Here is a 24,699-nt window from a genome sequence, read left to right on the forward strand (position 1 = left end):
CCAGCCCCTCCCGAGGAGCCCGCGAGCGCACCGGATGATCATGGCGATCCTGCACCGGTGACGTAAAGCGCCTGATCGGGCATACTCAAGCCGCCGCAGCCGCTGTTCGAGCCCTTCCGCGATCCGGGAGGGCAGCATCGGCTGTAAGAGCACCGAGACCCGGCGGCGCGTCCCACACCTCACGCGTCGCCGCCGTGCCCGACGAGGGAGGAGAGCGCCGCCATGACAGACCGCGCCCCGCAGCCGGTGGACCGTCAGCTGCCCACCGAGGAGTCCCGGGACCTCCTCGCGCTCGTACGAGAGATCGCCCAGCGGGAGATCCGCCCGCACGCCGCCGACGAGGAGGAGACCGGTCGGTTCCCCCGGGAGGTCTTCACCCTGCTTTCCGAGTCCGGCCTGCTCGGGCTCCCGTACGGCGGCGAGTTCGGCGGCGGCGACCAGCCCTACGAGGTCTACCTCCAGGTGCTGGAGGAGCTCGCGGCCGCCCGCCTGACCGTCGGCCTCGGCGTCAGCGTGCACTCCCTGGCCTGCCACGGCCTCGCCGGATACGGCACCAAGGAGCAGAAGGCCGCCCACCTGCCCGACATGCTCGGCGGCGGGCTGCTCGGGGCGTACTGCCTCTCCGAGCCGGCCGCGGGCTCGGACGCCGCCTCGCTCACCACCAAGGCGGTCCGCGACGGCGACGACTGGGTGATCACCGGCACCAAGGCCTGGATCACCCACGGCGGTGTCGCCGACTTCTACACCGTCCTCGCGCGCACCGGAGCCCCCGGCGCCAAGGGCATCACGGCCTTCCTCGTGCCCGGAGACGCCCCCGGCCTCACGGCGGCCGTCCCCGAGAAGAAGATGGGCATGAAGGGCTCGCCCACCGCCCAGCTGCACTTCGACGGCGTCCGCGTGCCCGACGCCCGGCGGATCGGTGAGGAGGGCCAGGGCTTCACCATCGCCCTCGCCGCCCTCGACGCGGGCCGGCTCGGGATCGCCGCCTGCGCCATCGGCGTGGCCCAGGCCGCGCTGGACGAGGCCCTCGCGTACGCGCTCGGCCGCAAGCAGTTCGGCCACCCGATCGCGGACTTCCAGGGGCTGCGGTTCATGCTGGCCGACATGGCCACGAAGATCGAGGCGGGCCGGGCGCTGTACCTCGCGGCGGCGCGGCTGCGGGACACGGGCAAGCCCTTCTCCCGGCAGGCGGCGATGGCCAAGCTCTTCTGCACGGACGCGGCCATGGCCGTGACCACGGACGCGGTGCAGATCCTCGGCGGCTACGGCTACACCGCGGACTTCCCGGTGGAGCGGCTGATGCGCGAGGCGAAGGTGCTCCAGATCGTGGAGGGCACCAACCAGATCCAGCGCATGGTCATCGCCCGCCACCTGGCCGGCCCCGAAACCCGCTGACGCCGGACGCGTGACGGCTCTCGGCCGCCGAGGTGAACCCGCGGGGGTTCTGCCGTGTCGCCGGGAGCCGCCCGGGCCGGGCGGAGAAGATCATGGGCGGTGATCCGTCCCACGCGCTCCGGACCGTCCCTGCCGTACGTGCTGCTGCTCGCTCTGCTCGCCCTCCTCGCCGTGCAGGCTGGAGGAGGAGGGCGGGCCCGGGCCGCCGGGGCGGTGGACTCCTGCCGAGCGGACCAGCTGCGCGGGGCCGAGGTCACCGCATCGGCGGAGTTCGCCCACCGCGGCCGTGACGACACCCTTCTCACCAGCGTGATGGAGGTCCGGGCTCCGACGAGCTGGGAGCGGGCCCCCGACCTGCTCCTGGACGCCCGCTCACCGCGTTACCGCTCCGCGCTGCGCTGCCTGCTGGGGAAGGTCACGCAAGAGAGCACCTACGACGTCTCCGAGCGGCGGCTCAAACCGCTGACCGTGACGGCCGACGGCACCTGGACCACCGTCCACTACGAGGCCGTCGTATGGGTTCAGCAGCTTGCCTCCTACTCCGTGGGGCCCTGGCAGCTCGACGCCGGGAGGAACGAGTGGACCATCGCCTTGCGGCCGCCGCCGAATCTCGCCGGGGCCACCTGGGGGGAGGTGCGGGTCCGGCTGGGCGGCCCCGGTGCCATGTCGGTCACCCGAATTACGAGTCGGGCGTCTGGCTCTTCACCATGCTGGCACTCGGGCTCGTCCTGTGCTTCCTGGGCAGGGTGGGGAAGGCCTTCCTCATCGGGGCGTGCGCCTTCGCCCTCTGTCTGGCGGCAGCCTACGTCTATGCTGAATGGTCTGAGTCCACCCTGTTGACCAGCAGCGACGCCGAGATCCAGCCGCCCGGCTCCTGGATCGTGCCGCTGGTCCTTCTGGCGGTCGTCTTCGTGTGCGTGCTCGGGCTGGTCTCGTCGGGGCAGAGAGTCCTGCTCATGGGCGACGGAGGGCTGCCGCGCCGGCTGATGGCCCCGGTCTCCTTCGTGGTGGCGGCCTCGGTCGTCCTGTGGGCCTTCGTCGCCTTCGAGCGGGAGTGGGAACACCGCACCTGGCTCGCCGACCCCGGCTGGCAGACGTACGGACAGCAATGGGACACCGCCTACGACGGGTGGTGGTGGGGGTTCCCCAACGAGGCTCTCTACTCGCTGACACAGCTGGCTTCCTACCTGACACCGCTGGTCCTGGTGGGGGCGCTCCGGGTCTGCCGTTCCGAACACCGCGAGGAAGACTCGTTCACGCCCGATCAGGCCGAGAAATTCATGCTGGTGGTGCTGTTCGTGCTCACCGCGGTACCCAGCTACGCCTGGTATTACGGTTTCTCGGGCGACATCGTCGTCTTGATCGTCAGCCTCGCCGCGGTCTGGGGGCTGCTCGCTCTGGGACAGGCCAGGTCCGTGCTGGAGCAGCTCTCGGCGGACAACACCCCGCTCGGGAAGAGCGTATCGAGGACCGACCGCTCCGACTTGCTGCGCCTGGCGCGACGCTTCCGGCAGCTCCAGTCGCGGCTACAGCGCGCGGGCGCCGGCCAGTCCGCCGAACGTACCCCGACGCAGGAGTCGATCGAGCGCGAGATCGACGCGTTGGACCGGTGTCTGCCGGAAGGAGTGCGGCCGGTTGACCTGCCGTTCGCCTGCGGGCCCATGCCCACCTGGTGGGGCAACGCCTGCCGGAGTGCACTCGTCGCGTGCTGGGTCGGCCTGCCCGCCACCGCCCTGATGTACTGGACGGAGATGATCCGGAACGAATCGTGGCTCGTGATCACTCAGACCGGCAGCGGCTTCCTCCACATCCTCTCCGAGGTCCTGTTCTGGCAGTCCACCTGGGTGGCCGGAGGGTTCTTCCTCGGGGCTCTGTGGCGCGACCTCCCCGGACGGCACGGGCCGAGCAAGGCATTCGGTGTCGCCGCGGCGTTCGCCGTTCCGGTCGCGGCCCACCAGGTGATCGCCCAGACCATCGGTCAGAGCATGGCGGGGACGACCCCCGCCATGGCCGCCTTCGCCTCGGTCATGACGTTCACCGGCCTGGTCATGGACGTGCAGACGTTCCAGAGCGAGCGGCGCTACTGGCCCACCAGCGCCGGCCTCGTCGCGTACGTCTACCAGATGCGCTTCGCCTCGGTGGCGTTCTGCCTGGCGCAGCTCCTGGCGGTCGCCACGATCTGGAAGACCCTGCGCGAGGGGGGACCGCTGCCACCCCCATCCCGGTAAGCCCGCCGGCACGCGTCCGGTCAGGATTCGTACAGCGGGCCGCTCGGCCAGATCGGGGAGGTGGCGATCCGGGACCACTCCGGGTCGCGCCGCCCCGGCAGGGTGCGGCCGTCGGCGGCCCAGCGGGCCAGCAGGTCGCCGTAGATCGGCGGGTCGGGCTGGCGGGGCCGGCCGTGTTGGCGGGCCGGCTGCGGAACCGCCTGCTGAACCGATTCTTCGTACCCCGGCGGGGTGGGGCGCCGCCTGCGCCCCGCCCTCGCCGACGGCGTTTCGAGGGGGGTCATGCACCGCCAACGCCGGATCCGACGCACGGGTAACCCCTCCCCGCCCGCGCCCATCCGTTCGAGCCGTCCCACACGCGCGGGGTCGTGCGCCCCGCGCCGCCGCCCCGAGGGGCGCGCTGGCCGGGAGTGCCGGACCGTCAGGGTGTGCCACGGCTCTGGCCGGGACCGGGATATCTGACGTACCGTCATATTCGCTCAGCAGCCCTGCCCGCCCCCGTGCTCCAGGAGGTTTGCCGTGCCCGCGGACCGCCCCGTCGCCCTGGACGAATACCCCGTCCACCAGGCCCCGTTGTCGATGAAGCACCACGTCAGCGGGGACCGCAACGCCTACGACCGCTGCATCTTCCACGTCTTCGACCACGCCGGCCGCGCCGTCCTCGTCCTCGGCCTCGGCGTCTACCCCAACGCGGGGGTCATCGACGCCTACGCCACCCTGCGCCTGGGCGACGAACTCCTGGCCGTCCGCGCCTCCGACGCCCTCACCGACGACCGGATGAACCTCTCGGTGGGACCCCTGTCGATCACCGTCGACGTACCGCTCAAGCGCCTCAGCCTGCGCTGCGACCCCGACCCGGCGGACCCGCAGGGGCTGTCGTACGACGTCACCTGGACCGCGGAGTTCCCCGCCGTCTGGGAACCCCACCACGTCCAGCGCCGCGGCGACCGGCTCATGCTCGAAGGCCGCCGCTTCGTCCAGGCGGGCGGCGTCACCGGCACCATCCGGGCCCGGGGCGAGGAGTTCACCCTCACGCCGGGGGAGTGGACCGGCACCCGCGACCGCAGTTGGGGCGTTCGCCCGATACCCGGCGAGGACGGCGGCCGGGCCGCCGAGGAGCACCGTCCCGAGGGCTTCCACTGGCTCTGGATCCCCGTCCGCTTCGAGGACCGCTTCCTGATGGTCATCGCCCAGGAGGACGCCGACGGCCACCGCACCCTCAACGAGGCCGTCCAGGTCTTCCCCGAGGACAGCGGCCGCCACGACGTCCAGCTCGGCTGGCCGCACACCGAGATCCGCTACCGGCCCGGCAGCCGCCACCCCGAGAGCGCCGTCGTCCACCTCACCGAGCCGACCCGCAAGCCCCTCGAACTCGGCGTGCGGATACTCAACTCCTCCCCGCTCGCCATCGGCGCCGGCTACCCGCCCGCCACCGACTGGCAGCACGGCACCTGGCAGGGCCGGGGCTGGACCGACCGCCGCGCGTACGACCTCTCCGACCCGGCCGCGCACCCCATGGCCGCCTTCGGCGTCACCGACCACTCGGCCCGCTTCACCCTGGACGGGCGGACCGGCTTCGGCATCTTCGAACACGGCAGCTTCGGCCGGCACGACCCCAGCGGCTTCGCCGACCACTCCTCCGTCGCGCCCTGACCACCAGAGAGAAGCGTCGTCCATGGCCACGGCACCCCGCCCGCGCACCTCCACCCGCGAGCCCGAGGAACTCGGCCGCCGCCTCGCGGCCTGGCTCGACGGCCGCCTCCCGGGGGCGAAGGTCGTCAACACCTCCGTCCCCGGCTCCAACGGCATGTCCAGCGAGACCCTGCTCCTCGACATCGAACACCCCGACGCCCCCGTACGCGCCTGCGCCCTGCGGCTGGCCGCCGACCCGGCCGCCTACACCGTCTTCCCCACCTACGACATGCCGCGCCAGCACCGGGTGATGAGCCTGGTCGCCGAGCACACCGACGTGCCCGTCCCGCGCGTGCTGTGGCTGGAGGAGGACCCGGCGCCGCTGGGGGCGCCCTTCTTCGTGATGGCCCGCGCCGAGGGCCGCGTACCGCCCGATGTCATGCCCTACACCTACGAGGGGAACTGGCTGCACTCCGCCACCGACGCCGAGCGCGCCGCACTCCAGGAGGCGAGCGTCTCCCTCCTCGCCCGGCTGCACGACCGGTTCCCCGCCGAGGAGGCCGCGTTCCTGCTCCCGGCGGGCGAGGGCAGCCCGCTGCGCCGTCACGTCGACGCGCAGCGCGCCTACTACGAGTGGGTGGTGTCCGGCCTGGCGCGCTCGCCGCTGCTGGAGCGGGCCTTCGACCGGCTGGAGGAGCTCTGGCCGGCCGACGAGGGCGAACCGGTCCTCAACTGGGGGGACGCCCGCATCGGCAACATCGTCTACGACGGCTTCCGGCCGGTGGCCGTCCTCGACTGGGAGATGGCCGCCTACGCCCCGCGCGAGGTCGACCTCGGCTGGACCGTCTACCTGCACCGCTTCTTCCAGGACCTGACCGTGGGCTTCGGCCAGCCTGGCCTGCCGGACTTCCTGCGCCGCGAGGACCTGGAACGCCGCTACGCGGAACTCACCGGCCACACCCCCGCGCACATGGAGTTCCACACCCTGTACGCGGCCCTGCGGCACGGGATCGTCATGCTCCGCATCGCCTACCGGCAGGCGTACTTCGGCGAGGTGGAGGTCCCCGCCGACCCCGACGGCCTGATCCTGCACCATGCCAGCCTGGCCGGCATGGTGCAGGGCACGTACTGGTAGGCGCGGACGGCGGACGCGATCCCTCTCAGGCGGCCTGCGCGTGCTGGCTCTTGCGGGGCAGCGGGGCCGCCTCCGGCCGCACGGGACGCGAGCCCGGCCCGCCGACGTGCGAGAACGGCTGCGTCCGCCAGTCCAGCCCCTGCGGCAGGTCGAGGTGCACGACGGCCTCCAGCTCCTGATGCTCCGGCAGGAGCGCCCCCAGCGTCGGCAGCGCGTCCGCGACCGGGCGGCCCGTGCCGGCGCACACCGTGAGCCCGAACGGGTTCCACGGGGTCAGGCACAGCGCGTGCTGCGGAAGGTGCTCCTCGTCGGCGACGAGGGCGATCGACTGCCCGCAGTCGGGGCAGACCGCGTGGTGGACATCGAAGTCCTCGGCGTCGCCGGGTTCGAGGTACTCCCCGTCGTCCGCGTAACCGGTTCCGACGGATTCCAGGGGCTCCGGTTCGGTACGGCCGGCGCGCTTGGTGTTCTGCATGGATGTATTCCCCCTTGGGTGGGCCGGGCGGGCAGGTACTTCGGCCACGGCCACACCAAGCACTTCCCGCCGCGCGCCACGGGTAACCACCAGAGCGGGATGTACGCCCGTACATGCCTGTGGCTTTGGTCACATGCCCGCCGCAGGTGCCACTTCTGCGTGGACACCGCTGTGCCTGGAGCCGCTCGGGGCAATAGGTTGTGCGGCTATGAGCGCAATGGAGGAGCTGGACCGCCAGATCGTGGATCTGCTCGTGCGGGACGGGCGGATGAGCTACACGGACCTGGGCAAGGCCACGGGCCTGTCCACGTCGGCGGTCCACCAGCGAGTACGCAGGCTGGAGCAGCGCGGCGTCATCCGCGGGTACGCGGCCGTCGTGGACCCCGAGGCGGTCGGGCTGCCCCTGACGGCCTTCATCTCGGTCAAGCCCTTCGACCCGAGCGCCCCCGACGACATCGCGGACCGGCTGGCGGGCGTGCCCGAGATCGAGGCCTGCCACAGCGTGGCCGGCGACGAGAACTACATCCTCAAGGTCCGCGTGGCCAGCCCCCTCGAACTCGAGGACCTCCTCGGCCGGCTGCGCGCCCTGGCCCACGTCTCCACCCGCACCACAGTGGTCCTCTCCACCCCCTACGAGGCCCGTCCGCCCCGCGTCTAGAGCGTCTCCGGCGGATCTCGAGGCGCGGCGCCCCCGCGCGCAAGGCCCCCGTCCCGCCCGGGCCCCCGGTACGACCCGCGCCCGGTCACGGCCGCCCGTCCCCACCCGGGGAAATCCGCGCCGGGCGGAGGGGCGAGACTGGTCCCCATGACCGACCGCACCTCCTCCGCCGACGCCGCCGGAGCCCACGCCCCCGCCGCCGGAACCACCCGCACCGTCCTCCTGCGCGGAGGCGAGGTGCACAGCCCCGCCGACCCCTTCGCCACCGCGATGGTCGTCGAGCGCGGCCGCGTCGCCTGGGTCGGTTCCGAGGGCGCCGCCGACGCCTTCGCGCAGGGCGTGGACGAGGTCGTCGACCTCGGCGGGGCGCTCGTCACCCCCGCGTTCACCGACGCCCACGTCCACACCACCTCCACCGGCCTCGCCCTCACCGGCCTCGACCTCACCGGGGCCCGCTCCCTCCCCGAGGCCCTCGGCCTCGTACGGGCGTACGCCGAACGGCGGCCCGCCGACGCGGTGCTCCTCGGCCACGGCTGGGACGCCGCCCGCTGGCCCGAGCGCCGCGCCCCGCGCCGCGCCGAGCTCGACGAGGCCGCCGGGGGCCGTCCCCTGTACCTGAGCCGGATCGACGTGCACTCGGCCGTGGTCACCACCGCCCTGCTGGACCTCGTCCCCCAGGTGCACCCGCACGGCGACGAGCCGCTGACCAAGGACGACCACCACGCCGTGCGGCGGGCCGCGCTCGGCGCGCTCGGTCCCGCCCAGCGCGCCGAGGCGCAGCGCGCGGCCCTGGACCGGGCGGCCTCCCTCGGCATCGGCTCCGTGCACGAGTGCGGCGGGCCGGACATCTCCTCCGCCGAGGACTTCGCCGGGCTGCTGGAGCTGGCCGCCGGGCACCCCGGCCCGCGCGTCCACGGCTACTGGGCCGACCGCGACCTCGCCCTCGCGAAGGAGCTCGGCGCGGTCGGCGCCGCCGGCGACCTCTTCGTGGACGGCGCCCTCGGCTCGCACACCGCCTGCCTGCACGCCCCGTACGCCGACGCCCCGCACACCGGCACCGGCTACCTGGACGCCGCCGAGGTCGCCGAGCACGTGGCCGCCTGCACCGGGGCGGGACTCCAGGCCGGGTTCCACGCCATCGGCGACGCCGCCGTCGCCGCCGTGGTCGAGGGCGTGCGCGCGGCCGCCGAGAAGGTGGGCCTGGACCGGATCCGCGCCGCCCGCCACCGTGTGGAGCACGCCGAGATGATGACCCCGGACACCATCGCCGCCTTCGCGGAGCTCGGTCTCACCGCCTCCGTGCAGCCCGCCTTCGACGCGGCGTGGGGAGGGGAGGACGGCATGTACGCCGACCGGCTCGGGGCCGACCGCGCGCGCACCCTCAACCCCTTCGCCGCCCTGCTCAAGGCCGGAGTCCCGCTGGCCTTCGGCTCGGACGCGCCCGTCACCCCGCTCGACCCCTGGGGCACGGTCCGCGCCGCCGCCTTCCACCGCACCCCCGAGCACCGGATCTCCGTACGGGCCGCCTTCGCCGCCCACACCCGGGGCGGCTGGCGGGCACTGGGCCGCGACGACGCCGGCACCCTCGTGCCGGGTGCCCCGGCCGACTACGCGGTCTGGCAGACCGGCGAACTGGTGGTCCAGGCCCCCGACGACCGGGTCGCCCGCTGGTCCACCGACCCCCGCTCCGGCACGCCCGGCCTGCCCGATCTGAGCCCGGGCGGCGCCCTTCCGGTGTGCCTGGCGACGGTGGTCGGCGGCCGGGAGGTATTCGTACGGCCACAGGGGTGATCCGGCCCGCCTCGGTGCGGTACCGGCGGCCCGGCCCGGATAGGTTCGGCCCGGTCCCCCCAGGACGTCCCCACCGGACCGCTCCGTCCGCCCCGCGCGCCCGCGCCCGGTGGGCGAGGGAAGGTTTCACCGGCGGGGGCGCCCCCGGCGACAGCCGGGGGAGGGTGGCCCCGGACCGGGCCCGGCGGCCCAGTAGACAACGGTCACGGCGGCCCGCGGCCAGCGGGAGCCGGTCCGGCCCGAAGGACCGCCGGTCCCGGTCGCCGGCTGTTCTAAAATCGTCCTGCTGTGACGGGATGTACGAAGAACACACAAGGGGACCCAGTGAGCGACGGCGGACAGCGGACCTACGGGCCCCTCGGAACCACCCTGGTGATCATTCCGACGTACAACGAGGCCGAGAACATCGGCCTGATCACCGGCCGCGTCCGCGCCGCCGTCCCCGAGGCCCACATCCTGGTCGCGGACGACAACAGCCCCGACGGCACCGGAAAGCTCGCCGACGAACTGGCGGCCGCCGACGACCACGTCCACGTCCTGCACCGCAAGGGCAAGGAGGGTCTCGGTGCCGCCTACCTGGCGGGCTTCGCCTGGGGCCTGGAGCAGGGCTACGGCGTGATCGTGGAGATGGACGCCGACGGCTCCCACCAGCCCGAGGAACTGCCCCGGCTGCTCACCGCGCTGGGCGGCGCCGACCTCGTGCTCGGATCCCGCTGGGTGCCGGGCGGCCGCGTCGTCAACTGGCCCAAGAGCCGGGAGGTCCTCTCCCGCGGAGGGTCCACGTACTCCCGGCTGATGCTGGACGTTCCGATCCGTGACGTGACCGGCGGCTACCGCGCCTTCCGCCGCGAGACCCTGGAAGGGCTCGGCCTGGACGAGGTCGCCTCCGCGGGCTACTGCTTCCAGGTGGACCTGGCCCGCCGGGCCGTCCGCAAGGGGTTCCGGGTCGTGGAGGTGCCCATCACCTTCGTCGAGCGCGAGCTCGGCGACAGCAAGATGAGCAAGGACATCGTCGTCGAGGCCCTGCTCCGGGTCACCCAGTGGGGCCTGAAGGAGCGCGCCGCCAAGCTGGGCGGCAGGCGCCGCGCCTGACCCGCCCCGACCCCTAGGGGAGGCCCGGTACCTCCGGCTGAGACCGCTTTTACGCGGCTCCGGGCACACTGGAGGGTATGACGACCGGCACTTCGACGGCCCCCCGGCGGCGCTCGCCCGCCCGTACCCTCATCCCCCTGGCGGTCGCCGCCTGGCTGATCCTGGAGATCTGGCTGCTCGGCCTCGTCGCCCGGGAGGCCGGCGGTCTCGCCGTCACGGCGCTGCTCGCGGGCGGCCTGGTGCTGGGCGTGGTGGTCATCAAGCGGGCCGGCCGCCGCGCCTTCAAGAACCTCACCCGCAGCTTCCAGCAGGCCCAGGAGCAGGCGATGGCGGGCGGGGCACCCTCCGCCCCGCGGCCCCAGAAGGGCTCGGGCAACGCCATGACGATGCTGGCCGGGCTGTTGCTGATCATGCCCGGCCTGCTCTCCGACGTGGCCGGCCTGCTCCTGCTGCTCCCGCCGGTACGGGCCTTCGCCGGCCGCCGCGCCGAGCGCACGCTGGAGCGGAGGATGGCCGCGGCCACCGCGGGCGGCTTCGGCGACGCCTTCACCCGGGCCCGGATCCACTACCCCGACGGCAAGGTCGTCCAGGGCGAGGTCGTCCGGGAGGACCCGCCCGGGCGGCGGCCCGGCCCGGACACGGACCGCCGGCCGCCGCTGGCCCCGTAGCCCGTAGCCCTTGACGGGCCGGACGAGACCACCGCCGAGGGGACAACGCCGAGGGGCCCCGCCACATCAGTGGCGGGGCCCCTCGGCTATTGCGCTGTGTCCGCGGCTCAGGCGGACTTGCGGCTGTCGCGCGGATGCACGGCAATGTTCATGGCGCCGGAGCGCAGGACGGCCAGCCTCTCGGCCAGCACCTCCTCCAGCTCCTCGCGGGTGCGCCGCTCCATGAGCATGTCCCAGTGCGTTCGCGCAGGCTTGCCCTTCTTCTCTTCGGGCCCGTCCCCGTCCACCAGGAGTGCCATGGCGCCGCACGCCTTGCACTCCCACTCCGGCGGAATCTCTGCCTCAACCGAGAACGGCATCTCAAATCGATGTCCGTTCTGGCATGCGTACTCCACCGCCTGGCGCGGGGCCAGATCGATGCCGCGGTCCGTCTCGTAGCTGGTAACCACGAGCCGCGTACCGCGGAGAGCTCGCTCACTCATGAATCGTGCCTCCCGGGCTTGTCGCCCACAGGACAGGTGTCGCTGTCGTCGTCATCCGGTCAACGTCCGGTCGGCGGTATAGATTCCCGCTCCGGGTCACGCGTCGCCCGTCGTGCCGCCCCTTGTTGTACCCACCAGTGCCCGTTTTGTCACATCTGGCAGCAGATGTCACCCAACGTCTATACTTCTTATGCGCGCAGTAACGGTCCGCCTGGCAGGCCAAAGGCGTACACTACCGGCCCTTTGCCGCAACGTCGAAATTCGTTCGGAATTCGTTCGTGAGTCCGGGGCTCCGGCGGGCGGCGGGCGGGCCGGGCCGGGGCCCGGACGGGCCCCGGTCCGCGTTTCAGAGGCGTACGGGAACAGGATTCCCCGCCGCCTCCACCGCGCGCCGCACCGGCACCCGCGCCAGCAGCACGAAACCCAGTGCGAAGAAGACCACCAACGAGATGATCGCGTCCCGGTAGCTGCCCGTGACCTGGTACGTCAGGCCGAAGACCAGCGGTCCGACCCAGCTCAGCCCCCGGTCGCTCATCTCGTAGGCCGAGAAGTACTCGGCCTCCTTGCCCGCCGGCACCAGGTGGGAGAACAGCGAGCGCGACAGCGCCTGGCTGCCGCCCAGCACCAGCCCGATCATCGCGGCGAGCGCGAAGAACCACATCGGTGTCCTCGCCGGCAGGAAGTACCCGGCCGCCAGCGTCAGCGCCCACGCGGCCAGCGAGCCGAGGATCGTCCGCTTGGCCCCGTACACCCGCGCCAGCCGGCCCATCGCGAGCGCGCCCGCCACCGCCAGCACCTGCACCAGCAGCACCGCGCCGATCAGCGTGGACTGCTCCAGCTCCAGCTCCTCGGAGCCGTAGATCGAGGCCTGCGAGATCACCGTCTGCACGCCGTCGTTGTAGATCAGGTACGCGAGCAGGAACGACAGGGTCAGCGGGTAGCGCCGCATGTCCTTGAACGTGGCCACCAGCTGCTTCCAGCCGCTCACGGCCGGACCACCGCCCGTCCCCTCCCGGACCACCGCCCGGTCCCGCAGCCGGCGCAGCGGGATCAGCGCGAAGGCCCCCCACCACAGGCCCGCCGAGGCCAGGCAGATCCGTACGGCCTCGCTCTGGGAGAGGCCGAAGGAGTCGTGGCCCATGTAAAGGGCCAGGTCCACCACCAGCATCAGCGAGCCCGCGGTGTAGCCGAAGGCCCAGCCCCGCGAGGAGACGGCGTCCCGCTCGTCCGGGGTGGAGATCTGCGGCAGGTAGGCGTTGTAGAGCACCATCGACACCGACAGGGAGGCGTTCGCGACGATCAGCAGCAGCCCGCCCAGCAGATAGCGCTCACCGCCCAGGAAGAACATGGCCGCCGTCGCCGTGGCGCCGGTGTACGCGGCCAGGGCCAGCAGCGGCTTCTTGCGCCCGGTCCGGTCGGCGACCGCCCCCGCCAGCGGCATGACCAGCACGGCGAGGATCACCGAGGCCGAGACCGAGTAGGCGAAGAAGGAACCGGCGCGCACCGGGACGCCCAGCGGGTACACGTAGCCCCCGGCGTCCGCGGCGGCCTTGGCCACCGAGGTCAGGTACGGGCCCAGGAACACCGTGAGCACGCTCGCCGAGTACACGGACACCGCGAAGTCGTAGAAGTACCAGCCGCGCTGTTCGCGCTTGCGTGCGGCGGCCGCCGCGGCGGACGGTCTGCCGTCCTCGGCCCCGGGCTCCGCCTCGTCCGTCGTCTGCGCGCTCATCCGAGAGCCCCCTCGCTGGTCCCCGTACCGCACACGGCCCTCGGCACCGCGCGCGGCGGCCGGGGGTGTCAGGCCCAGGCCCCGCGCCGGTCCAGCACCGTGCGCAAGATGTCGATCCGGTCGGTCATGATGCCATCGACACCCAGGTCGAGGAGAGCCTCCATGCGTTCCGGTTCGTTCACGGTCCACACGTGCACCTGGAGCCCCCGCTCGTGCGCGGTCCGTACGAAGCGCCGGTCCACCACCCGGACGCCCCCCTGGGTCTCCGGGACCTGGGCCGCCACCGCGCCCGCCCGCAGGGCCGCCGGGATCGCGAAGGACCGCAGCCGCAGCCCCACCACCCCGCGGACGCCGTAGGAGGTCGCCAGCCGGGGCCCGGCGATCCTCTGCGCCCGGGCCACCCGGCTCTCCGAGAAGGAGCCCAGGCACACCCGGTCCCAGACCCCGGCCCGGGCGATCAGGTTCACCAGCGGGTGCAGGGCCGACTCGTCCTTGACGTCCACGTTCCAGCGGGCCTCCGGGAACTCCTCCAGGAGGTCCTCGAAGAGGGCCAGCGGCTCGCTGCCCGCCACCCGCGCCTCGCGCACCCGGCTCCAGGGCAGCTCCCGGATCCTGCCCCGCGTGCCGGTGACCCGGTCCAGGGTGGAGTCGTGGAACGCCACCAGCTTCCCGTCCGCCGTCGCGTGCACATCGGTCTCGAAGTACCGGTAGCCCGCCCCGGCGGCCCTGCGGAAGGCGGCGGCGGTGTTCTCCAGCCCGTCCGCCGCCCCGCCCCGGTGGGCGAAGGGGATCGGAGCCGGGTGGTCCAGGTAGGGGTGCCGGAGGCGTACGTGAGTCACGGCGGCAGTATGCCCGCTGCGTCCGGCGCTCCTCCCGGGCGCCCGGCGCGGGTCGGTGCTGCCCGGCTCCGCCCGGTACGCAGGCGCCCACCCGTCTGGCCGGAATGGACCGCCCCATGACAGTCTGGAGCCGCACGAGCAATCCAATACCCGCCCCCGACCCCTCCTCCCGGGGCCAATTCGACGAAGGTGGACCGGACACCATGGCCCAGTGGACCTCAGCGGTCGGCGCCGCGCAGCTCGCCCGGCTCATCGCCTCCCAGCAGGAACGGCCCGCGCCGGCCGGAGCCCGCAAGCCGCCCGCGTACCGCATCCTGGCCGACGGCATCCGGCTGCTCGTCCTCGAAGGCCGCGTCCCCGTCGCCGCCCGGCTGCCCGCGGAACGGGAGCTGGCCGTGGCCCTGTCGCTGAGCCGCACCACCGTCGCCGCCGCGTACGAGGCCCTGCGCGGCGAGGGCTTCCTGGAATCGCGCCGGGGCGCGGGCAGCTGGACCGCCGTACCGGCCGGGAACCCGCTGCCGGCCCGCGGCCTGGAACCGCTGCCCCCCGAGTCCCTCGGCTCGATGATCGACCTCGGCTGCGCCGCCCTCCCGGCCCCCGAGCCCTGGCTGACCAAGGCCGTCCAGGGCGCCCTGGAGGAACTCCCGCCCTACGCGCACACCCACGGGGACTACCCGGCGGGCCTCCCCGCGCTGCGCCGGATGCTCGCCGACCGCTACACGGAGCGGGGCATCCCCACCATGCCCGAGCAGATCATGGTGACGACCGGGGCGATGGGCGCCATCGACGCCATCTGCAGCCTCTTCGCGGGCCGGGGCGAGCGGATCGCCGTGGAGTCCCCCTCCTACGCCAACATCCTCCAGCTCATGCGCGCCGCCGAGGCCCGCCTGGTGCCCGTGGCCATGGGGGCGCGCCTCGGCGGCTGGGACATGGACGTCTGGCGGCAGGTGCTGCGCGACTCGGCCCCCCGCCTCGCCTACGTCGTCGCCGACTTCCACAACCCGACCGGTGCCCTGGCGTCGGAGGACAAGCGCCGGGCGATGGTCGAGGCGGCCCGCTCCGCCGGGACCGTGCTGATCGCCGACGAGACCATGGCCGAACTCCAGCTGGACCCGGACCTCGTCATGCCCCGTCCGGTCTGCTCCTTCGACCCGGCGGGCTCCACGGTGATCACCGTGGGTTCCGCCAGCAAGGCCTTCTGGGCGGGGATGCGGATCGGCTGGGTCCGGGCGGCTCCCGACATCATCCGCAGCCTGGTGGCGGCGCGGGCGTACGCGGACCTCGGCACTCCCGTCCTGGAGCAGCTCGCGGTGAACTGGCTGATGCGCACCGGCGGCTGGGCGGAGGCCGTCGGGATGCGCCGCGACCAGGCCCGGGAGAACCGGGACGCGCTCGTCGCGGCGGTGCGCCGGGAGCTGCCCGACTGGGAGTTCGAGGTGCCGAGCGGCGGGCTGACGCTGTGGGCCCGGGCGGGCGGGCTGTCCGGGTCTCGGCTGGCCGAGGTGGGGGAGCGGGTCGGCGTCCGCGTCCCCTCGGGCCCCCGGTTCGGCGTGGACGGCGCCTTCGAGGGGTACGTCCGGCTGCCGTTCACGGTCGGCGGGGCGCTGGCCGAGGAGGCCGCCGCCCGCCTGGCGGCAGCGGCCCGCCTGGTCGGCACGGGGGCGGGCGGCAGCGGGGCGGAGCCCCCGCGCACCTTCGTCGCGTAGCCCGCTCCCTACGGCGCCTCCGCCGGGACCTCCGGGACCTCCGAGGCGTCGGCCGGGGACGGCTGCGGCCGGACCGCCTGGAGCGGCCGGGCGGGGACCGCCGGAACCTCGCCGCCCTGGACCGGCGCCTGCCGCTCCGGCAGCAGCTCCAGCACCGCCTGGCGGTGCGCGGGGTGCGAGGCGTCGTCGTAGGGGTCCGGCGTGGCCGGTACCTGGAGGCGGTGCACGGGCCCCGTACCGAGCCGCGCGTACCCCCGGCCCGGCGGCAGCTGCGGGGGCGGCGTGGTGTGCGGGGGGAGCCCCAGGACGTCGGCGACCTGCTGGACGGGGGCCGCTCCGAGCACGACCCGGGCGCGGGTGTGCTGCCAGACGGCGTCGTTCAGCAGCTCCAGGTGGTCGAAGTGCTCGGCGACGACCACCGTGACGTGCGCGGCACGCCCGTGCCGCAGCGGCACCTGGAGCTGGGCGAGGGGATCGGGGTGCCCTTCGGCGGCCGCCAGGTGCGCGAGCACGCTGGGCCGGTCCAGCAGGATCCACAGCGGGCGCCGCGCGTCCTCGGGCGCGGGGCGGCCCGCTTCGCGAGCCCGGTGCGTGGCGATCAGCCGCCGCTCGGTCTCGTGCGCCGCCCACTCGACGGAGGCCTCCGCGCCGGCGGGGCCGCACTCGACGGCGAGGACGCCGGCGCGGCCGGCCAGGCAGGCGTACTCACCGCTGCCGCCCCCCTCGACGATCATCACGTCGCCGCCCTGGCGCAGGGCCTGGAGGGCGATCGAGCGCAGCAGGGTGGAGGTGCCGCTGCCGGGCTGGCCGACGGCCAGCAGGTGCGGCTCGGCGGAGCGGGGGCCGGTCCGCCAGATGACGGGCGGCACGTCGGCCGGCTCCTCCCCCTCCAGGACCGGCACGGTGCGCTGGACGCCCCCGGGGTCGGTGAAACCGAGGACGGTCTCGCCCGGCGAGGTCACGAACGGCTGGGCGGCGATGTCGGTGGGCAGGGCCGCCAGCACCCGCAGCTCGAGCCGGTTGCCCTCCTCGTCCCAGTCGAAGCGGTACTCCCGGCCGCGCCCGGACTTGGCGTGCAGCAGGGCCTCGATGCGGGCCCGCGAGGCGGGTTCGCCATCGGTGAAGTAGGCCGGGTAGCGGATGCCGAGCCGGATGACCCGGCCCGCCGCGTCGAACTCGTAGCCGCTGAAGGCCTCCTCCCAGGCTCCGCCGTGGGCGAAGAGCGGGCTGGGGTCCTCCGGGGCGGCGAAGTACGGCACGAGCGCCTCGTACAGCGAGCGCAGCCGCTCGGCCTCGGCGTCGCCGGGTCCGGACGCGGCCGGGGCGCGGTCGCGTCCGTGCCAGGCCGCGACCGCCATGACGGTGATCAGGGCGGCGAGGGGTCCGTAGGGGACGATCGCCACCACGAGCACGCAGGCGGCTCCGAGGAAGAGCGCCGGACCGCGCTTGTCCTTCGGGGTCGAGGCCCATCTGCGCCGCCCGGCGGAGGCCAGGACGCGCAGGCCGCGTCCGATGACGATGAGCGGGTGGAGCACGTCGGTGGCGCTGTCGGCAGCCGTGCGGGCGAGGTCGCGGCCCCGGGTGAGCGACGCGTTGCCGCTGCTGAGGATGCGGGGGAGTGGGCGCCGGGCCACGGTCGTCTCCTGGAGTCGTGGTGGTGCGGGACTGGGGTGTCGGGGCCCGGGCGCTGCCGGACCGGGCGGGATCCGGGGGCAGGGGCCGCGGGACTGGTCGTGGGGGAGGTCTGGTCGTGGAGCGGGTCGGGAGGGGCGGGCCGGTCGTGGAGCGGGCTGAGCGCGGAGGGGCCCGAGCGGGGCCGGAGCCCCGGCGGAGCCGGAGCCGAGCGGGGCCGGAACCCGGCGGGGCCGGAGCCGAGCGGGGCCGGAACCCGGCGGGGCCGGGACCGGCCGTGATCCGCCGGACGGCCCCTACAGCTTGATCCCGCCGAGCAGGCTCGCGAGGCTGGCCGTACTGGCCGTGATGCTCGGTGCGATGGCGGAGCCGGCGAGGAAGAAGCCGAAGAGCCCGCAGACGAACGCGTGCGTGAGCTTCATCCCGTCCTTCTTGAAGAACAGGAAGCAGATGATGCCGAGCAGGACGACACCTGAGATGGACAGGACCATGACGTTCTCCTGATGAGTCGGGGCTCCTGGCGGGTGGGTACGGTCACCATCAGTTGTTCCAGGCTCACAGGAAGTATCAATGCGATAAAAGCTGCATACGGGTGAATCCCGGCTTTTTTCACTTGACCGGACGCGCCTGGCTGGCGCGCCCGGCTCCCCCGGTGTCGCGGCGCCGCCGCCGGGCATCCCCGCCTCGGACCGGCCCCGTCATGTCCCCGGGCGGGCGCTACCCTGGCGATTCACCCGTACGGACGCAGTGCCGTGCGCCGTCCTGCCCTCCCGGCCTGGGGAAACTCCTCCCGGAGGCGGGCCGGCCGCCCGGGCGGCCCGGACGGTGCGCCGCGGGTGGCGCCGACAAGCCAGAGACCGAAAGGCGGTACGACCGATGAGCGAGCACCAGGACGTCCCCGACGAGGACGTCGTCGAACTGGCGGGCAAGATCTTCGACCTCGCCCGCCAGGGTGAGGCCGCGATGCTGGCCGCCTACCTGGACGCCGGGGTTCCGGCCAATCTCACCAACGACCGCGGCGACACCCTCGTCATGCTCGCCGCCTACCACGGCCACGCCGAGGCCGTCACGGTCCTGCTGGAGCACGGCGCCGAGGCGGACCGCGCCAACGACCGCGGCCAGACCCCCCTCGCCGGCGCCGTCTTCAAGGGCGAGGAGGCCGTCATCCGCGCGCTGCTGGCCGGCGGTGCCGACCCGGCCGCCGGTACCCCCTCCGCCGTGGACACGGCCCGCATGTTCAACAAGGCCGACCTGCTGGAACTGTTCGGAGCCAAGTAGTCCGCTTTTTGCGGGGCGCCGCCCGGTCCCGACGGCCCCGCCACCTCACGGCTTGGTCACGGCGCCCTTAAATGTGGTCGCGGCGCACAAAGCGACTGGGTCATCATGGCGTCGGATTCGATTCGCGGACATGACGGACGGGCAGGAGCGGGCTGGACACGACACGGGTGTCCACACCGGCCCTGCCGCACCGGCCGCCGTGGTCACGAAGCACCGACGAGAGTGAGAAGAAGGCAATGGTCTACATCGAGCGGAACCAGACGGCGGACGTCCTCACATGCTGTTACGCGGCTCTGTGAATCCCGATTCCCGGTCGCGTCCCCAGCTTGATTTGAGGCCATTCCCATGTTCGAACCAGTCATAGCGCCGAGCGGTACCCTGCTCGGGCTCCTCCAGCGAGGCCGTGGCGACGGCACCCTGCACGCGCTCGCCGCGCCCAGGCCGGAGGCCCTCGCGGCACTGAACCAGTGCGTGCTGCGCGACCCGCGCCAGGACTGGCAGGTGGAGAACCGCTCCCTGTACTACGCACGCCTGTACCTGGACCTCGACGGCCCCCTCGGCGAGATCGAGGCCCACCTCTTCGGCGCCGACGACCTCGTCGACGAAGAGGAACACCGGACCGGCCTCGCCCTGTCCGTCCTCGGACACCTGGCCTCGTACGGCCGCGACGACGCCCTCATGCTGCTGCGCCGCTACGCCGCCTCCGGGGCCAACTGGGCCTGGGCCCTCGACGAACTCGCCCTGCGCGACGACGACGGCGGACTGCGGTCCCTCGCCGCCCCCGTCCTCGCCCGGTTCCCCGCCACCGCCGGGGGTGAGGCGCGGCTGGCCGCCGCCGTCCGCGACGCCTACGAGCCCCGGCCGTGGGCCCTGTGGGAGGAGCTGCCCGCCTACGCGGAGCGCCTGCGCGCCGCCCGCCAGCAGGGCTCCTTCGACCGCTGGCAGCGCCAGATGACCCCCGGCGGCCCCCGCCCCGGCTGGGGCGTCCAGGCCGTCTTCGACTGGGCCGCCGACGGGCTGCTCCGGGGCACCCCGCTGCACGTGCCCGCCGCGCGCTGCCTGGCGGCCGTCGCCGGCCCCGAAGACCGCTCCGCCATCCTCGCGGCCGCCGCCGGAGCCTGCGGCGAGGCCGCCCGGGCCACCGCCCTGCACCACCTGGTCCTCGCCGAACCGGAGAACCCGGCCGTCCTGGACCTCATCGAAGCCGCCGGGGACGAGCCCGCGGTGGCCGCCTACGAGCGCATGTGCGGCCCGGCGGCCCTCGAACGGGCCCGCCGCTGGGTCCACCGCCCCGACGCCCTGGGAGCGGCCGCCGCCGCCCTCCTGGCCGCGGGCGGCGGCGCCGACGACGCCGGACTCGTCCTCGGAGCCCTCCGCAACACCGTCCGCGCCGCCGGCCCGGACTCCGTCCGCCTCTTCGCCCTCGTGGACGGAGCGGGCCGGCTCTCCATCGGCTGCGCCGCCCCCGTCCTGCGCCACGTCTACCGCGAGACGGCCTCCTCCCACCTGCGCGGCCGCACGGCCCGGGCCCTGGCCGCCACCGACCCCACCTTCGCGGCGGGCTTCGCCGTCGAATGCCTCTGGGACTGCGAGGAGACCACCCGCGAGGTCGCGGCCCGCCACGCGGAGACCGCCGACGCCCGCGTGGCCCCGCGCCTGCGCCGCCTGGCGGCGGACCCGGCGGAGGAGGAGGACGTCCAGTCGGCGGTCCGCAGCCGCATCGCCCCCGAGTCGGCGGTATAGCCCCGGGCGCGTCCGCGGCCACCGGAGCCCGCCACCCCCGGGCCGGCTCGGCCCGGGCCCCGTCAGCGCGCCGGCGCCCGGCGGGGCGGCCGCCGCGCCGCGGGGACGAAGCGGACCGGCAGGCCCGGCCGGGCCTGGGCGGCCGCGTCCAGGCCCGGCCCCGGCGCGACCACCCCGACCACCGGATAGCCGCCCGTCACCGGATGGTCGGCCAGGAAGACCACCGGGAACCCGTCCGGCGGGACCTGCACCGCACCCAGCACCATCCCCTCGCTCGGCAGCTCCCCGCCCCGCGCCCGGGCCAGCGCCGGGCCCGCCTCGGTGCGCAGGCCGATCCGGTTGGACGCCGGGGACACCCGGTACGCCGAGGACAGCAGCGCCGCCAGCGAAGCCCCCGTGAACCAGTCGGCCCGGGGGCCCAGGAGCAGCGGCAGCACCAGTTCCGTGACCGGCGGTCCCGGCGGGGCCACCGCGTCCGCCACGGGCACCGGATCCGGGCCGGCCGGGCCCACCGCCAGCACCGACCCCGCCGCCGGCACCGGCGGCCCGAGCCCCGACAGCAGGTCCGTCGAGCGGCTGCCCAGCACCGCCGGCGCAGCGAAACCTCCCCGCACCGCGACGTAGCCGCGCAGCCCGTGCTCCGCCCGGCCCACGTCCAGCTCCGCCCCCGCGCGCAGCCGCACCGGCGCACCCCAGGCCGCCGGGCGCCCGCAGACGCGTACCGCGCAGGGCGCGCCCGTCACGGCCACCGTCACCGGCGCCAGTGCGCGCAGCCGCACCCCGTCCAGGGTGGTCTCCAGCGAGGCGGCGCCCGGCGGGTTGCCCAGCAGCCGGTTGCCCAGGGCGTGTGACGCCGAGTCCAGCGCCCCCGACCGGGGCACGCCCAGGTGCGCGTACCCGGGCCGGCCCAGGTCCTGGAGGGTGGTCAGCGCCCCCGCCCGCAGCACCAGCAGCCCGCTCACGCGCCCGCCTCCGCGACGAACCGCACCCGCACCCCGGGCGCGAACAGCGCCGCCGGCTCCCGCGCGGGGTCCCACAGCACCGCGTCGGTCGACCCGATCAGCCGCCAGCCACCGGGGGAGGAGCGCGGGTAGACCCCCGCGTACTCGCCGGCCAGCGCCAGCGAGCCCGCCGGGACCGCCGTACGGGGCGTCGCCCGCCGGGGCAGCCACAGGTGCTCCGGGAGCCCGGTGAGGTAGCCGAAGCCGGGCGCGAACCCGCAGAAGGCCACCCGGAAGACGATCCCCCCGACCAGCTCCGCGACCTCACCCTCGGCGACGCCCCACGCGCCGGCCACCTCCGCCAGGTCCGGGCCGTCGTAGCGCACCGGGACGGTCACCAGCGGCCCCCGCGTCTCCGCGAGCGGCGGCACCTCCCAGCTCGCGATCCGCGCCGCCAGCGCGGCCGGCTCCGGCACGCCGTCCAGCAGCACGGTCCGCGCGGCCGGCACGACCTCCCGTACGGCGCCCAGCTCGCCCGCGTCCCGCCGGCGCAGCAGCTCGGCGTGGAGCGCCGCCACCTCCCCGGCCGAGTCCACCTCCACCAGCAGCGCCTCGGAGCCCACCACCAGCGTCCGGCGGCCGCTCACGCGAAGGCCTCCACCCGCACCCCGGCCCCCTCCAGCGCCTCCCGTACGCGCCGGGCCAGCCCCGCCGCCCCCGGGGTGTCCCCGTGCAGGCACAGCGAGCGGGCCGACACCGCCACCGCGGAGCCGTCGGAGGCCGTCACCGTCCGTTCGGCGGCCATCCGCACCGCCCGCCCGACCACCGCGTCCGGATCGTGCAGCACCGCCCCCGGCCCGCCGCGCGGCACCAGCGTCCCGAGCGGGGTGTACGCCCGGTCGGCGAACGCCTCCGGCACGGCCTCCAGCCCGGCCTCCACGGCGGCCGCCAGCAGCAGCGAGCCCGGCAGGCCGAGCACCGGCAGTCCGGCCTCCCCGGCGGCCAGCCGGATCCCGGCGACCACCGCGGCCGCCTGGCCGGCGTCGTGGACCGTGCGGTTGTACAGCGCGCCGTGGGGCTTCACGTACGACACCCGGGAGCCGGCCGCCCGGGCGAACACCTCCAGCGCCCCGATCTGGTAGGCCACCTCCGCGGCCAGCTCCCCGGGAGGCACGTCCATCGACCGCCGCCCGAATCCGGCCAGGTCCCGGTAGGAGACCTGCGCGCCGATCCGTACGCCCCGGGCGGCGGCCAGCTCGCAGACCCGGCGCATGATCGACGGATCGCCCGCGTGGAAGCCGCAGGCCACGTTGGCGCTCGTGACCACCGACAGCAGGGCGTCGTCGTCGGTCAGCGTCCAGCGTCCGAAGCCCTCGCCCAGGTCGGCGTTCAGGTCGATCAGAGGTGTGATCATGGAAGCCATGCGGTGAGCGTAGAACAGCGGCCGCGCCGCGCCGCCCGCCGCCGGGACCCGATCCGGCCGAAACCATGCCGTTTGGGATGTTGTCCCTGACACCGCCTACTCTTTCCGTCGTGACTCTCCCAGCCCCGGCGAAAACCCTCCCGTCCCCGGCGCCGGGCCCCGCCGCCGACGAGGGCCTGGCCCGGCGGCTGCGCGCCCTCGCCTGCACCGCCCCGCTGCACGACCTCGACGTACGCAAGGCCAATCTGGCCGGCGAGTACGGGGTCTACGCGATGGCGGAGGTCGCGCTGTCCGCGATCGACCTGGTCACGCTCAACATGGACTTCGACACCGGCGCCGACCACGAGCAGATAGTGGCCCGGCTGCTGCCGCGCGTCGCCGCCCAGGCCCCCCGGCGGCCCGCCGCCGAACACGAACGGGTCGCCCGCTGGGTCCTGGAGAACCTGATCAACGTCGGCAGCGTGGACCGGGGCTTCCGCGCGATCTACGGCACCTTCGGCCCCGACGGGGTGTACGTCCGCCGGGACTACGACTTCAAGCTGATCGAAGAGGTGCCCGGCCACGGCGGCGCGGTGTACCTGCGGACCACCGACGAGGCGGTCAACGTCCTCGTCGGCGCCCTCGACACGGACGTCACCAGCGCCCAGATCGCCGCCGAGGTCAAGCTGGAGGTGCTGATCAGCCGGGGCCGGCTGGCCGACGCCCAGCTCGCCGCCGAGCAGGCCCGCTACCGGACCGTCCAGTACGCCGAGACCCTGCGCCGCACCCTCGACGCGACGCGGCGCAACGTCCGCGCGGTCGACTGGCTGCAGGCCGTCCCGGACATGATCGCCGAAGCGCTGGAGCACGTCGCCGACCGCTACCGGCACGAGAACGCGATCCTGACGAACATCCGCAAGGCCCGCGACGAGGCCGAGGACCCCGAGAACAAGCGGCGCGCCGCCGAACTCGTCGACATCGTCAAGGACTGCATCCGCCGGCACACCCAGCTCCAGTCCCGGCTGCTGGACGCGGGCCCGCTCTTCCGCGCCGAGCAGGACCGCCAGGCCTTCGCCGCGCCCGCCCGCCGCGCCGGCATCGACCTCTACGGCCAGCTCGTCGCGCCCCTGCTGCCGCTCCCCGTGGAGCACGCCGCCCGGGTCACCGACGCCTTCTTCGCCGCCGGCACCGGTCTGCGCACCCCCGTCTCGGTGCGGGTCGCCGACCTGGTGGACATACTCCTCACCCCGCCCGTGGAACGGGAACACCTCGGCGCCGAGATGCCCGAGCCGGACCTCATCGCCACCCCCGACGACAGCCGCTTCAGCGAGGAGCAGCTCGCCGCCGCCACCCAGCTCCTGGAACTGCCGCACGACGCCCCGCGCAGGCTCTCCGGCCTCCTCGCCGAAGCCCGCCGCGCCGACCCCGAACTGCCCTACCTGGTGGCCCTGCTCGCCGTCCACGCGGCGAGCCCGGCCGTGGGCACGGCGTACCGCCAGGGCGAGGAGCGGCTGCTGTTCGCGGTGGACGACGGCACGCAGCTCGACGACCCGGAGTTCGGCGGCGCCGACCTGATCGTCGGCACGGCCCTCCTGGACGCCGCGGGCATGGCGGCGGCCCGCTCGGAGGCCGTATGACCCCGCCGGTTCCGGTGGCCGGCCCCGCCGCCCGCCCGGCGGCCGGCCCCCGCCTCCCGTCCGGCCCCCGCCTCCCGTCCGGCCCCCGCCTCCCGGCCGCGCACGCTCCCTCCGCGCCCGGCGGCTCCCGGCCCGCCCCCCCGACGCCCCCCCCAGGCGCCCCCGCCCGCAGCCCCCCCCCCGCTCACCCCCATCCCCTCCTCTCTCGACACCGACGTACACACCCACTGAGC

General features: G+C 74.6%; 22 protein-coding genes and 1 pseudogene. 13 read left to right on the forward strand and 10 right to left on the reverse strand.

Features of this window, described 5'->3' with window-relative positions; genetic code table 11:
• The first annotated feature begins 222 nt into the window (after positions 1 to 222).
• From ACZ4WZ_RS22160 to ACZ4WZ_RS22170, 3 genes and pseudogenes are all read left to right on the forward strand, one after another.
• The gene (locus ACZ4WZ_RS22160) at positions 223 to 1,395 is read left to right on the forward strand and encodes an acyl-CoA dehydrogenase family protein (protein ID WP_467892756.1); all 1,173 of its coding nucleotides are present in this window, start codon (positions 223 to 225) and stop codon (positions 1,393 to 1,395) included.
• A 213-nt stretch (positions 1,396 to 1,608) separates the two neighbouring features.
• Positions 1,609 to 2,060 (forward strand): annotated as a pseudogene (locus ACZ4WZ_RS22165) (DUF6185 family protein); the annotation flags it as partial.
• Positions 1,974 to 3,623 (forward strand): DUF6185 family protein, encoded by a 1,650-nt coding sequence (locus ACZ4WZ_RS22170; RefSeq protein ID WP_467892758.1) that lies wholly within the window; start codon positions 1,974 to 1,976, stop codon positions 3,621 to 3,623. The pseudogene ACZ4WZ_RS22165 and the gene ACZ4WZ_RS22170, both read left to right, overlap by 87 nt.
• 20 nt (positions 3,624 to 3,643) lie before the next feature.
• On the opposite strand, the gene ACZ4WZ_RS22175 is transcribed toward ACZ4WZ_RS22170, so the two are convergent.
• Entirely contained in the window at positions 3,644 to 3,907 is a 264-nt protein-coding gene (locus tag ACZ4WZ_RS22175) for a hypothetical protein (protein WP_467892759.1), read from the reverse strand.
• Between the two features lie 295 nt (positions 3,908 to 4,202).
• On the opposite strand from ACZ4WZ_RS22175, the gene ACZ4WZ_RS22180 reads away from it, so the two are divergent.
• Together ACZ4WZ_RS22180 and ACZ4WZ_RS22185 are read left to right on the forward strand one after the other, a co-directional pair.
• On the forward strand, positions 4,203 to 5,276 hold the full coding sequence (locus tag ACZ4WZ_RS22180; protein WP_467892805.1) for an Rv3169 family protein: 1,074 nt from the start codon (positions 4,203 to 4,205) through the stop codon (positions 5,274 to 5,276).
• Between the two features lie 22 nt (positions 5,277 to 5,298).
• The gene (locus ACZ4WZ_RS22185) at positions 5,299 to 6,390 is read left to right on the forward strand and encodes a phosphotransferase family protein (protein ID WP_467892761.1); all 1,092 of its coding nucleotides are present in this window, start codon (positions 5,299 to 5,301) and stop codon (positions 6,388 to 6,390) included.
• A gap of 25 nt (positions 6,391 to 6,415) precedes the next feature.
• Here ACZ4WZ_RS22185 and ACZ4WZ_RS22190 read toward each other — a convergent pair whose 3' ends face one another.
• Entirely contained in the window at positions 6,416 to 6,865 is a 450-nt protein-coding gene (locus ACZ4WZ_RS22190) for a hypothetical protein (RefSeq protein WP_467892763.1), read from the reverse strand.
• A 217-nt stretch (positions 6,866 to 7,082) separates the two neighbouring features.
• Here ACZ4WZ_RS22190 and ACZ4WZ_RS22195 point away from each other — a divergent pair, with 217 nt between their 5' ends.
• The 4 genes from ACZ4WZ_RS22195 to fxsA all read left to right on the forward strand — a co-directional run bounded on the left by ACZ4WZ_RS22195 (position 7,083) and on the right by fxsA (position 11,074).
• Complete coding sequence (locus tag ACZ4WZ_RS22195; RefSeq protein ID WP_164721043.1) at positions 7,083 to 7,523, forward strand: Lrp/AsnC family transcriptional regulator; 441 nt, start codon at positions 7,083 to 7,085, stop codon at positions 7,521 to 7,523.
• 147 nt (positions 7,524 to 7,670) lie between these two features.
• On the forward strand, positions 7,671 to 9,314 hold the full coding sequence (locus tag ACZ4WZ_RS22200; protein WP_467892765.1) for an amidohydrolase: 1,644 nt from the start codon (positions 7,671 to 7,673) through the stop codon (positions 9,312 to 9,314).
• A 324-nt stretch (positions 9,315 to 9,638) separates the two neighbouring features.
• A complete protein-coding gene (locus ACZ4WZ_RS22205) occupies positions 9,639 to 10,406 on the forward strand; it encodes a polyprenol monophosphomannose synthase (protein WP_467892767.1) in 768 nt (255 codons plus the stop codon).
• 77 nt (positions 10,407 to 10,483) lie between these two features.
• Positions 10,484 to 11,074, forward strand: a complete 591-nt coding sequence (gene fxsA, locus ACZ4WZ_RS22210; RefSeq protein ID WP_467892768.1) for an FxsA family membrane protein — start codon at positions 10,484 to 10,486, stop codon at positions 11,072 to 11,074.
• 107 nt (positions 11,075 to 11,181) lie between these two features.
• Here the strand turns inward: fxsA and ACZ4WZ_RS22215 are convergent, their stop codons facing one another.
• The 3 genes from ACZ4WZ_RS22215 to ACZ4WZ_RS22225 all read right to left on the reverse strand — a co-directional run bounded on the left by ACZ4WZ_RS22215 (position 11,182) and on the right by ACZ4WZ_RS22225 (position 14,127).
• A complete protein-coding gene (locus ACZ4WZ_RS22215; RefSeq protein ID WP_007262928.1) occupies positions 11,182 to 11,556 on the reverse strand; it encodes an RNA polymerase-binding protein RbpA in 375 nt (124 codons plus the stop codon).
• Positions 11,557 to 11,902: 346 nt separating this feature from the next.
• On the reverse strand, positions 11,903 to 13,288 hold the full coding sequence (locus ACZ4WZ_RS22220) for an MFS transporter (protein ID WP_467892769.1): 1,386 nt from the start codon (positions 13,286 to 13,288) through the stop codon (positions 11,903 to 11,905).
• 68 nt (positions 13,289 to 13,356) lie between these two features.
• On the reverse strand, positions 13,357 to 14,127 hold the full coding sequence (locus ACZ4WZ_RS22225) for a glycerophosphodiester phosphodiesterase family protein (protein WP_467892770.1): 771 nt from the start codon (positions 14,125 to 14,127) through the stop codon (positions 13,357 to 13,359).
• A 203-nt stretch (positions 14,128 to 14,330) separates the two neighbouring features.
• Here ACZ4WZ_RS22225 and ACZ4WZ_RS22230 point away from each other — a divergent pair, with 203 nt between their 5' ends.
• Positions 14,331 to 15,833: an SCO1417 family PLP biosynthesis transcription factor gene (locus ACZ4WZ_RS22230; RefSeq protein ID WP_467892772.1), complete on the forward strand. Its 1,503-nt coding sequence runs from the start codon at positions 14,331 to 14,333 to the stop codon at positions 15,831 to 15,833.
• 8 nt (positions 15,834 to 15,841) lie between these two features.
• Here the strand turns inward: ACZ4WZ_RS22230 and ACZ4WZ_RS22235 are convergent, their stop codons facing one another.
• A complete protein-coding gene (locus ACZ4WZ_RS22235) occupies positions 15,842 to 17,467 on the reverse strand; it encodes a hypothetical protein (RefSeq protein WP_467892773.1) in 1,626 nt (541 codons plus the stop codon).
• Between the two features lie 294 nt (positions 17,468 to 17,761).
• Positions 17,762 to 17,956, reverse strand: coding sequence for a hypothetical protein (locus ACZ4WZ_RS22240; protein WP_125605336.1), 195 nt, complete (start codon positions 17,954 to 17,956; stop codon positions 17,762 to 17,764).
• 385 nt (positions 17,957 to 18,341) lie between these two features.
• On the opposite strand from ACZ4WZ_RS22240, the gene ACZ4WZ_RS22245 reads away from it, so the two are divergent.
• Positions 18,342 to 18,743, forward strand: coding sequence for an ankyrin repeat domain-containing protein (locus tag ACZ4WZ_RS22245; RefSeq protein WP_388943766.1), 402 nt, complete (start codon positions 18,342 to 18,344; stop codon positions 18,741 to 18,743).
• Positions 18,744 to 19,088: 345 nt separating this feature from the next.
• Positions 19,089 to 20,486 (forward strand): HEAT repeat domain-containing protein, encoded by a 1,398-nt coding sequence (locus tag ACZ4WZ_RS22250; RefSeq protein ID WP_467892775.1) that lies wholly within the window; start codon positions 19,089 to 19,091, stop codon positions 20,484 to 20,486.
• Positions 20,487 to 20,548: 62 nt separating this feature from the next.
• On the opposite strand, the gene ACZ4WZ_RS22255 is transcribed toward ACZ4WZ_RS22250, so the two are convergent.
• Genes ACZ4WZ_RS22255 through ACZ4WZ_RS22265 form a run of 3 tightly spaced genes read right to left on the reverse strand, consistent with a single transcriptional unit; the run spans position 20,549 to position 22,829 of the window.
• Positions 20,549 to 21,439 (reverse strand): 5-oxoprolinase subunit C family protein, encoded by an 891-nt coding sequence (locus ACZ4WZ_RS22255; protein WP_467892807.1) that lies wholly within the window; start codon positions 21,437 to 21,439, stop codon positions 20,549 to 20,551.
• A 5-nt stretch (positions 21,440 to 21,444) separates the two neighbouring features.
• Positions 21,445 to 22,074, reverse strand: a complete 630-nt coding sequence (locus ACZ4WZ_RS22260) for a 5-oxoprolinase subunit B family protein (RefSeq protein ID WP_467892776.1) — start codon at positions 22,072 to 22,074, stop codon at positions 21,445 to 21,447.
• A complete protein-coding gene (locus ACZ4WZ_RS22265; RefSeq protein WP_467892808.1) occupies positions 22,071 to 22,829 on the reverse strand; it encodes a LamB/YcsF family protein in 759 nt (252 codons plus the stop codon). Before ACZ4WZ_RS22265 ends, ACZ4WZ_RS22260 begins: the two co-directional genes overlap by 4 nt.
• 86 nt (positions 22,830 to 22,915) lie before the next feature.
• Between ACZ4WZ_RS22265 and ACZ4WZ_RS22270 the strand changes: the two genes are divergently transcribed.
• The gene (locus ACZ4WZ_RS22270; RefSeq protein ID WP_467892777.1) at positions 22,916 to 24,466 is read left to right on the forward strand and encodes a hypothetical protein; all 1,551 of its coding nucleotides are present in this window, start codon (positions 22,916 to 22,918) and stop codon (positions 24,464 to 24,466) included.
• The last annotated feature ends 233 nt before the right edge of the window (positions 24,467 to 24,699 follow it).

The sequence above is a fragment of the Streptomyces sp. NPDC029122 genome, assembly GCF_055569445.1.

What these genes read in the sequence shown, in the direction of transcription:
- ACZ4WZ_RS22220 (WP_467892769.1), bottom strand. Translation starts at nt 13,288, where the DNA reads ATGAGCGCGCAGACGACGGACGAGGCGGAGCCCGGGGCCGAGGACGGC.
- ACZ4WZ_RS22215 (WP_007262928.1), bottom strand. Translation starts at nt 11,556, where the DNA reads ATGAGTGAGCGAGCTCTCCGCGGTACGCGGCTCGTGGTTACCAGCTAC.
- ACZ4WZ_RS22195 (WP_164721043.1), top strand. Translation starts at nt 7,083, where the DNA reads ATGGAGGAGCTGGACCGCCAGATCGTGGATCTGCTCGTGCGGGACGGG.
- ACZ4WZ_RS22175 (WP_467892759.1), bottom strand. Translation starts at nt 3,907, where the DNA reads ATGACCCCCCTCGAAACGCCGTCGGCGAGGGCGGGGCGCAGGCGGCGC.
- ACZ4WZ_RS22200 (WP_467892765.1), top strand. Translation starts at nt 7,671, where the DNA reads ATGACCGACCGCACCTCCTCCGCCGACGCCGCCGGAGCCCACGCCCCC.
- fxsA (WP_467892768.1), top strand. Translation starts at nt 10,484, where the DNA reads ATGACGACCGGCACTTCGACGGCCCCCCGGCGGCGCTCGCCCGCCCGT.
- ACZ4WZ_RS22180 (WP_467892805.1), top strand. Translation starts at nt 4,203, where the DNA reads ATGAAGCACCACGTCAGCGGGGACCGCAACGCCTACGACCGCTGCATC.
- ACZ4WZ_RS22270 (WP_467892777.1), top strand. Translation starts at nt 22,916, where the DNA reads ATGCCGTTTGGGATGTTGTCCCTGACACCGCCTACTCTTTCCGTCGTG.
- ACZ4WZ_RS22190 (WP_467892763.1), bottom strand. Translation starts at nt 6,865, where the DNA reads ATGCAGAACACCAAGCGCGCCGGCCGTACCGAACCGGAGCCCCTGGAA.
- ACZ4WZ_RS22240 (WP_125605336.1), bottom strand. Translation starts at nt 17,956, where the DNA reads ATGGTCCTGTCCATCTCAGGTGTCGTCCTGCTCGGCATCATCTGCTTC.
- ACZ4WZ_RS22250 (WP_467892775.1), top strand. Translation starts at nt 19,089, where the DNA reads ATGTTCGAACCAGTCATAGCGCCGAGCGGTACCCTGCTCGGGCTCCTC.
- ACZ4WZ_RS22160 (WP_467892756.1), top strand. Translation starts at nt 223, where the DNA reads ATGACAGACCGCGCCCCGCAGCCGGTGGACCGTCAGCTGCCCACCGAG.
- ACZ4WZ_RS22230 (WP_467892772.1), top strand. Translation starts at nt 14,331, where the DNA reads ATGGCCCAGTGGACCTCAGCGGTCGGCGCCGCGCAGCTCGCCCGGCTC.
- ACZ4WZ_RS22185 (WP_467892761.1), top strand. Translation starts at nt 5,299, where the DNA reads ATGGCCACGGCACCCCGCCCGCGCACCTCCACCCGCGAGCCCGAGGAA.
- ACZ4WZ_RS22245 (WP_388943766.1), top strand. Translation starts at nt 18,342, where the DNA reads ATGAGCGAGCACCAGGACGTCCCCGACGAGGACGTCGTCGAACTGGCG.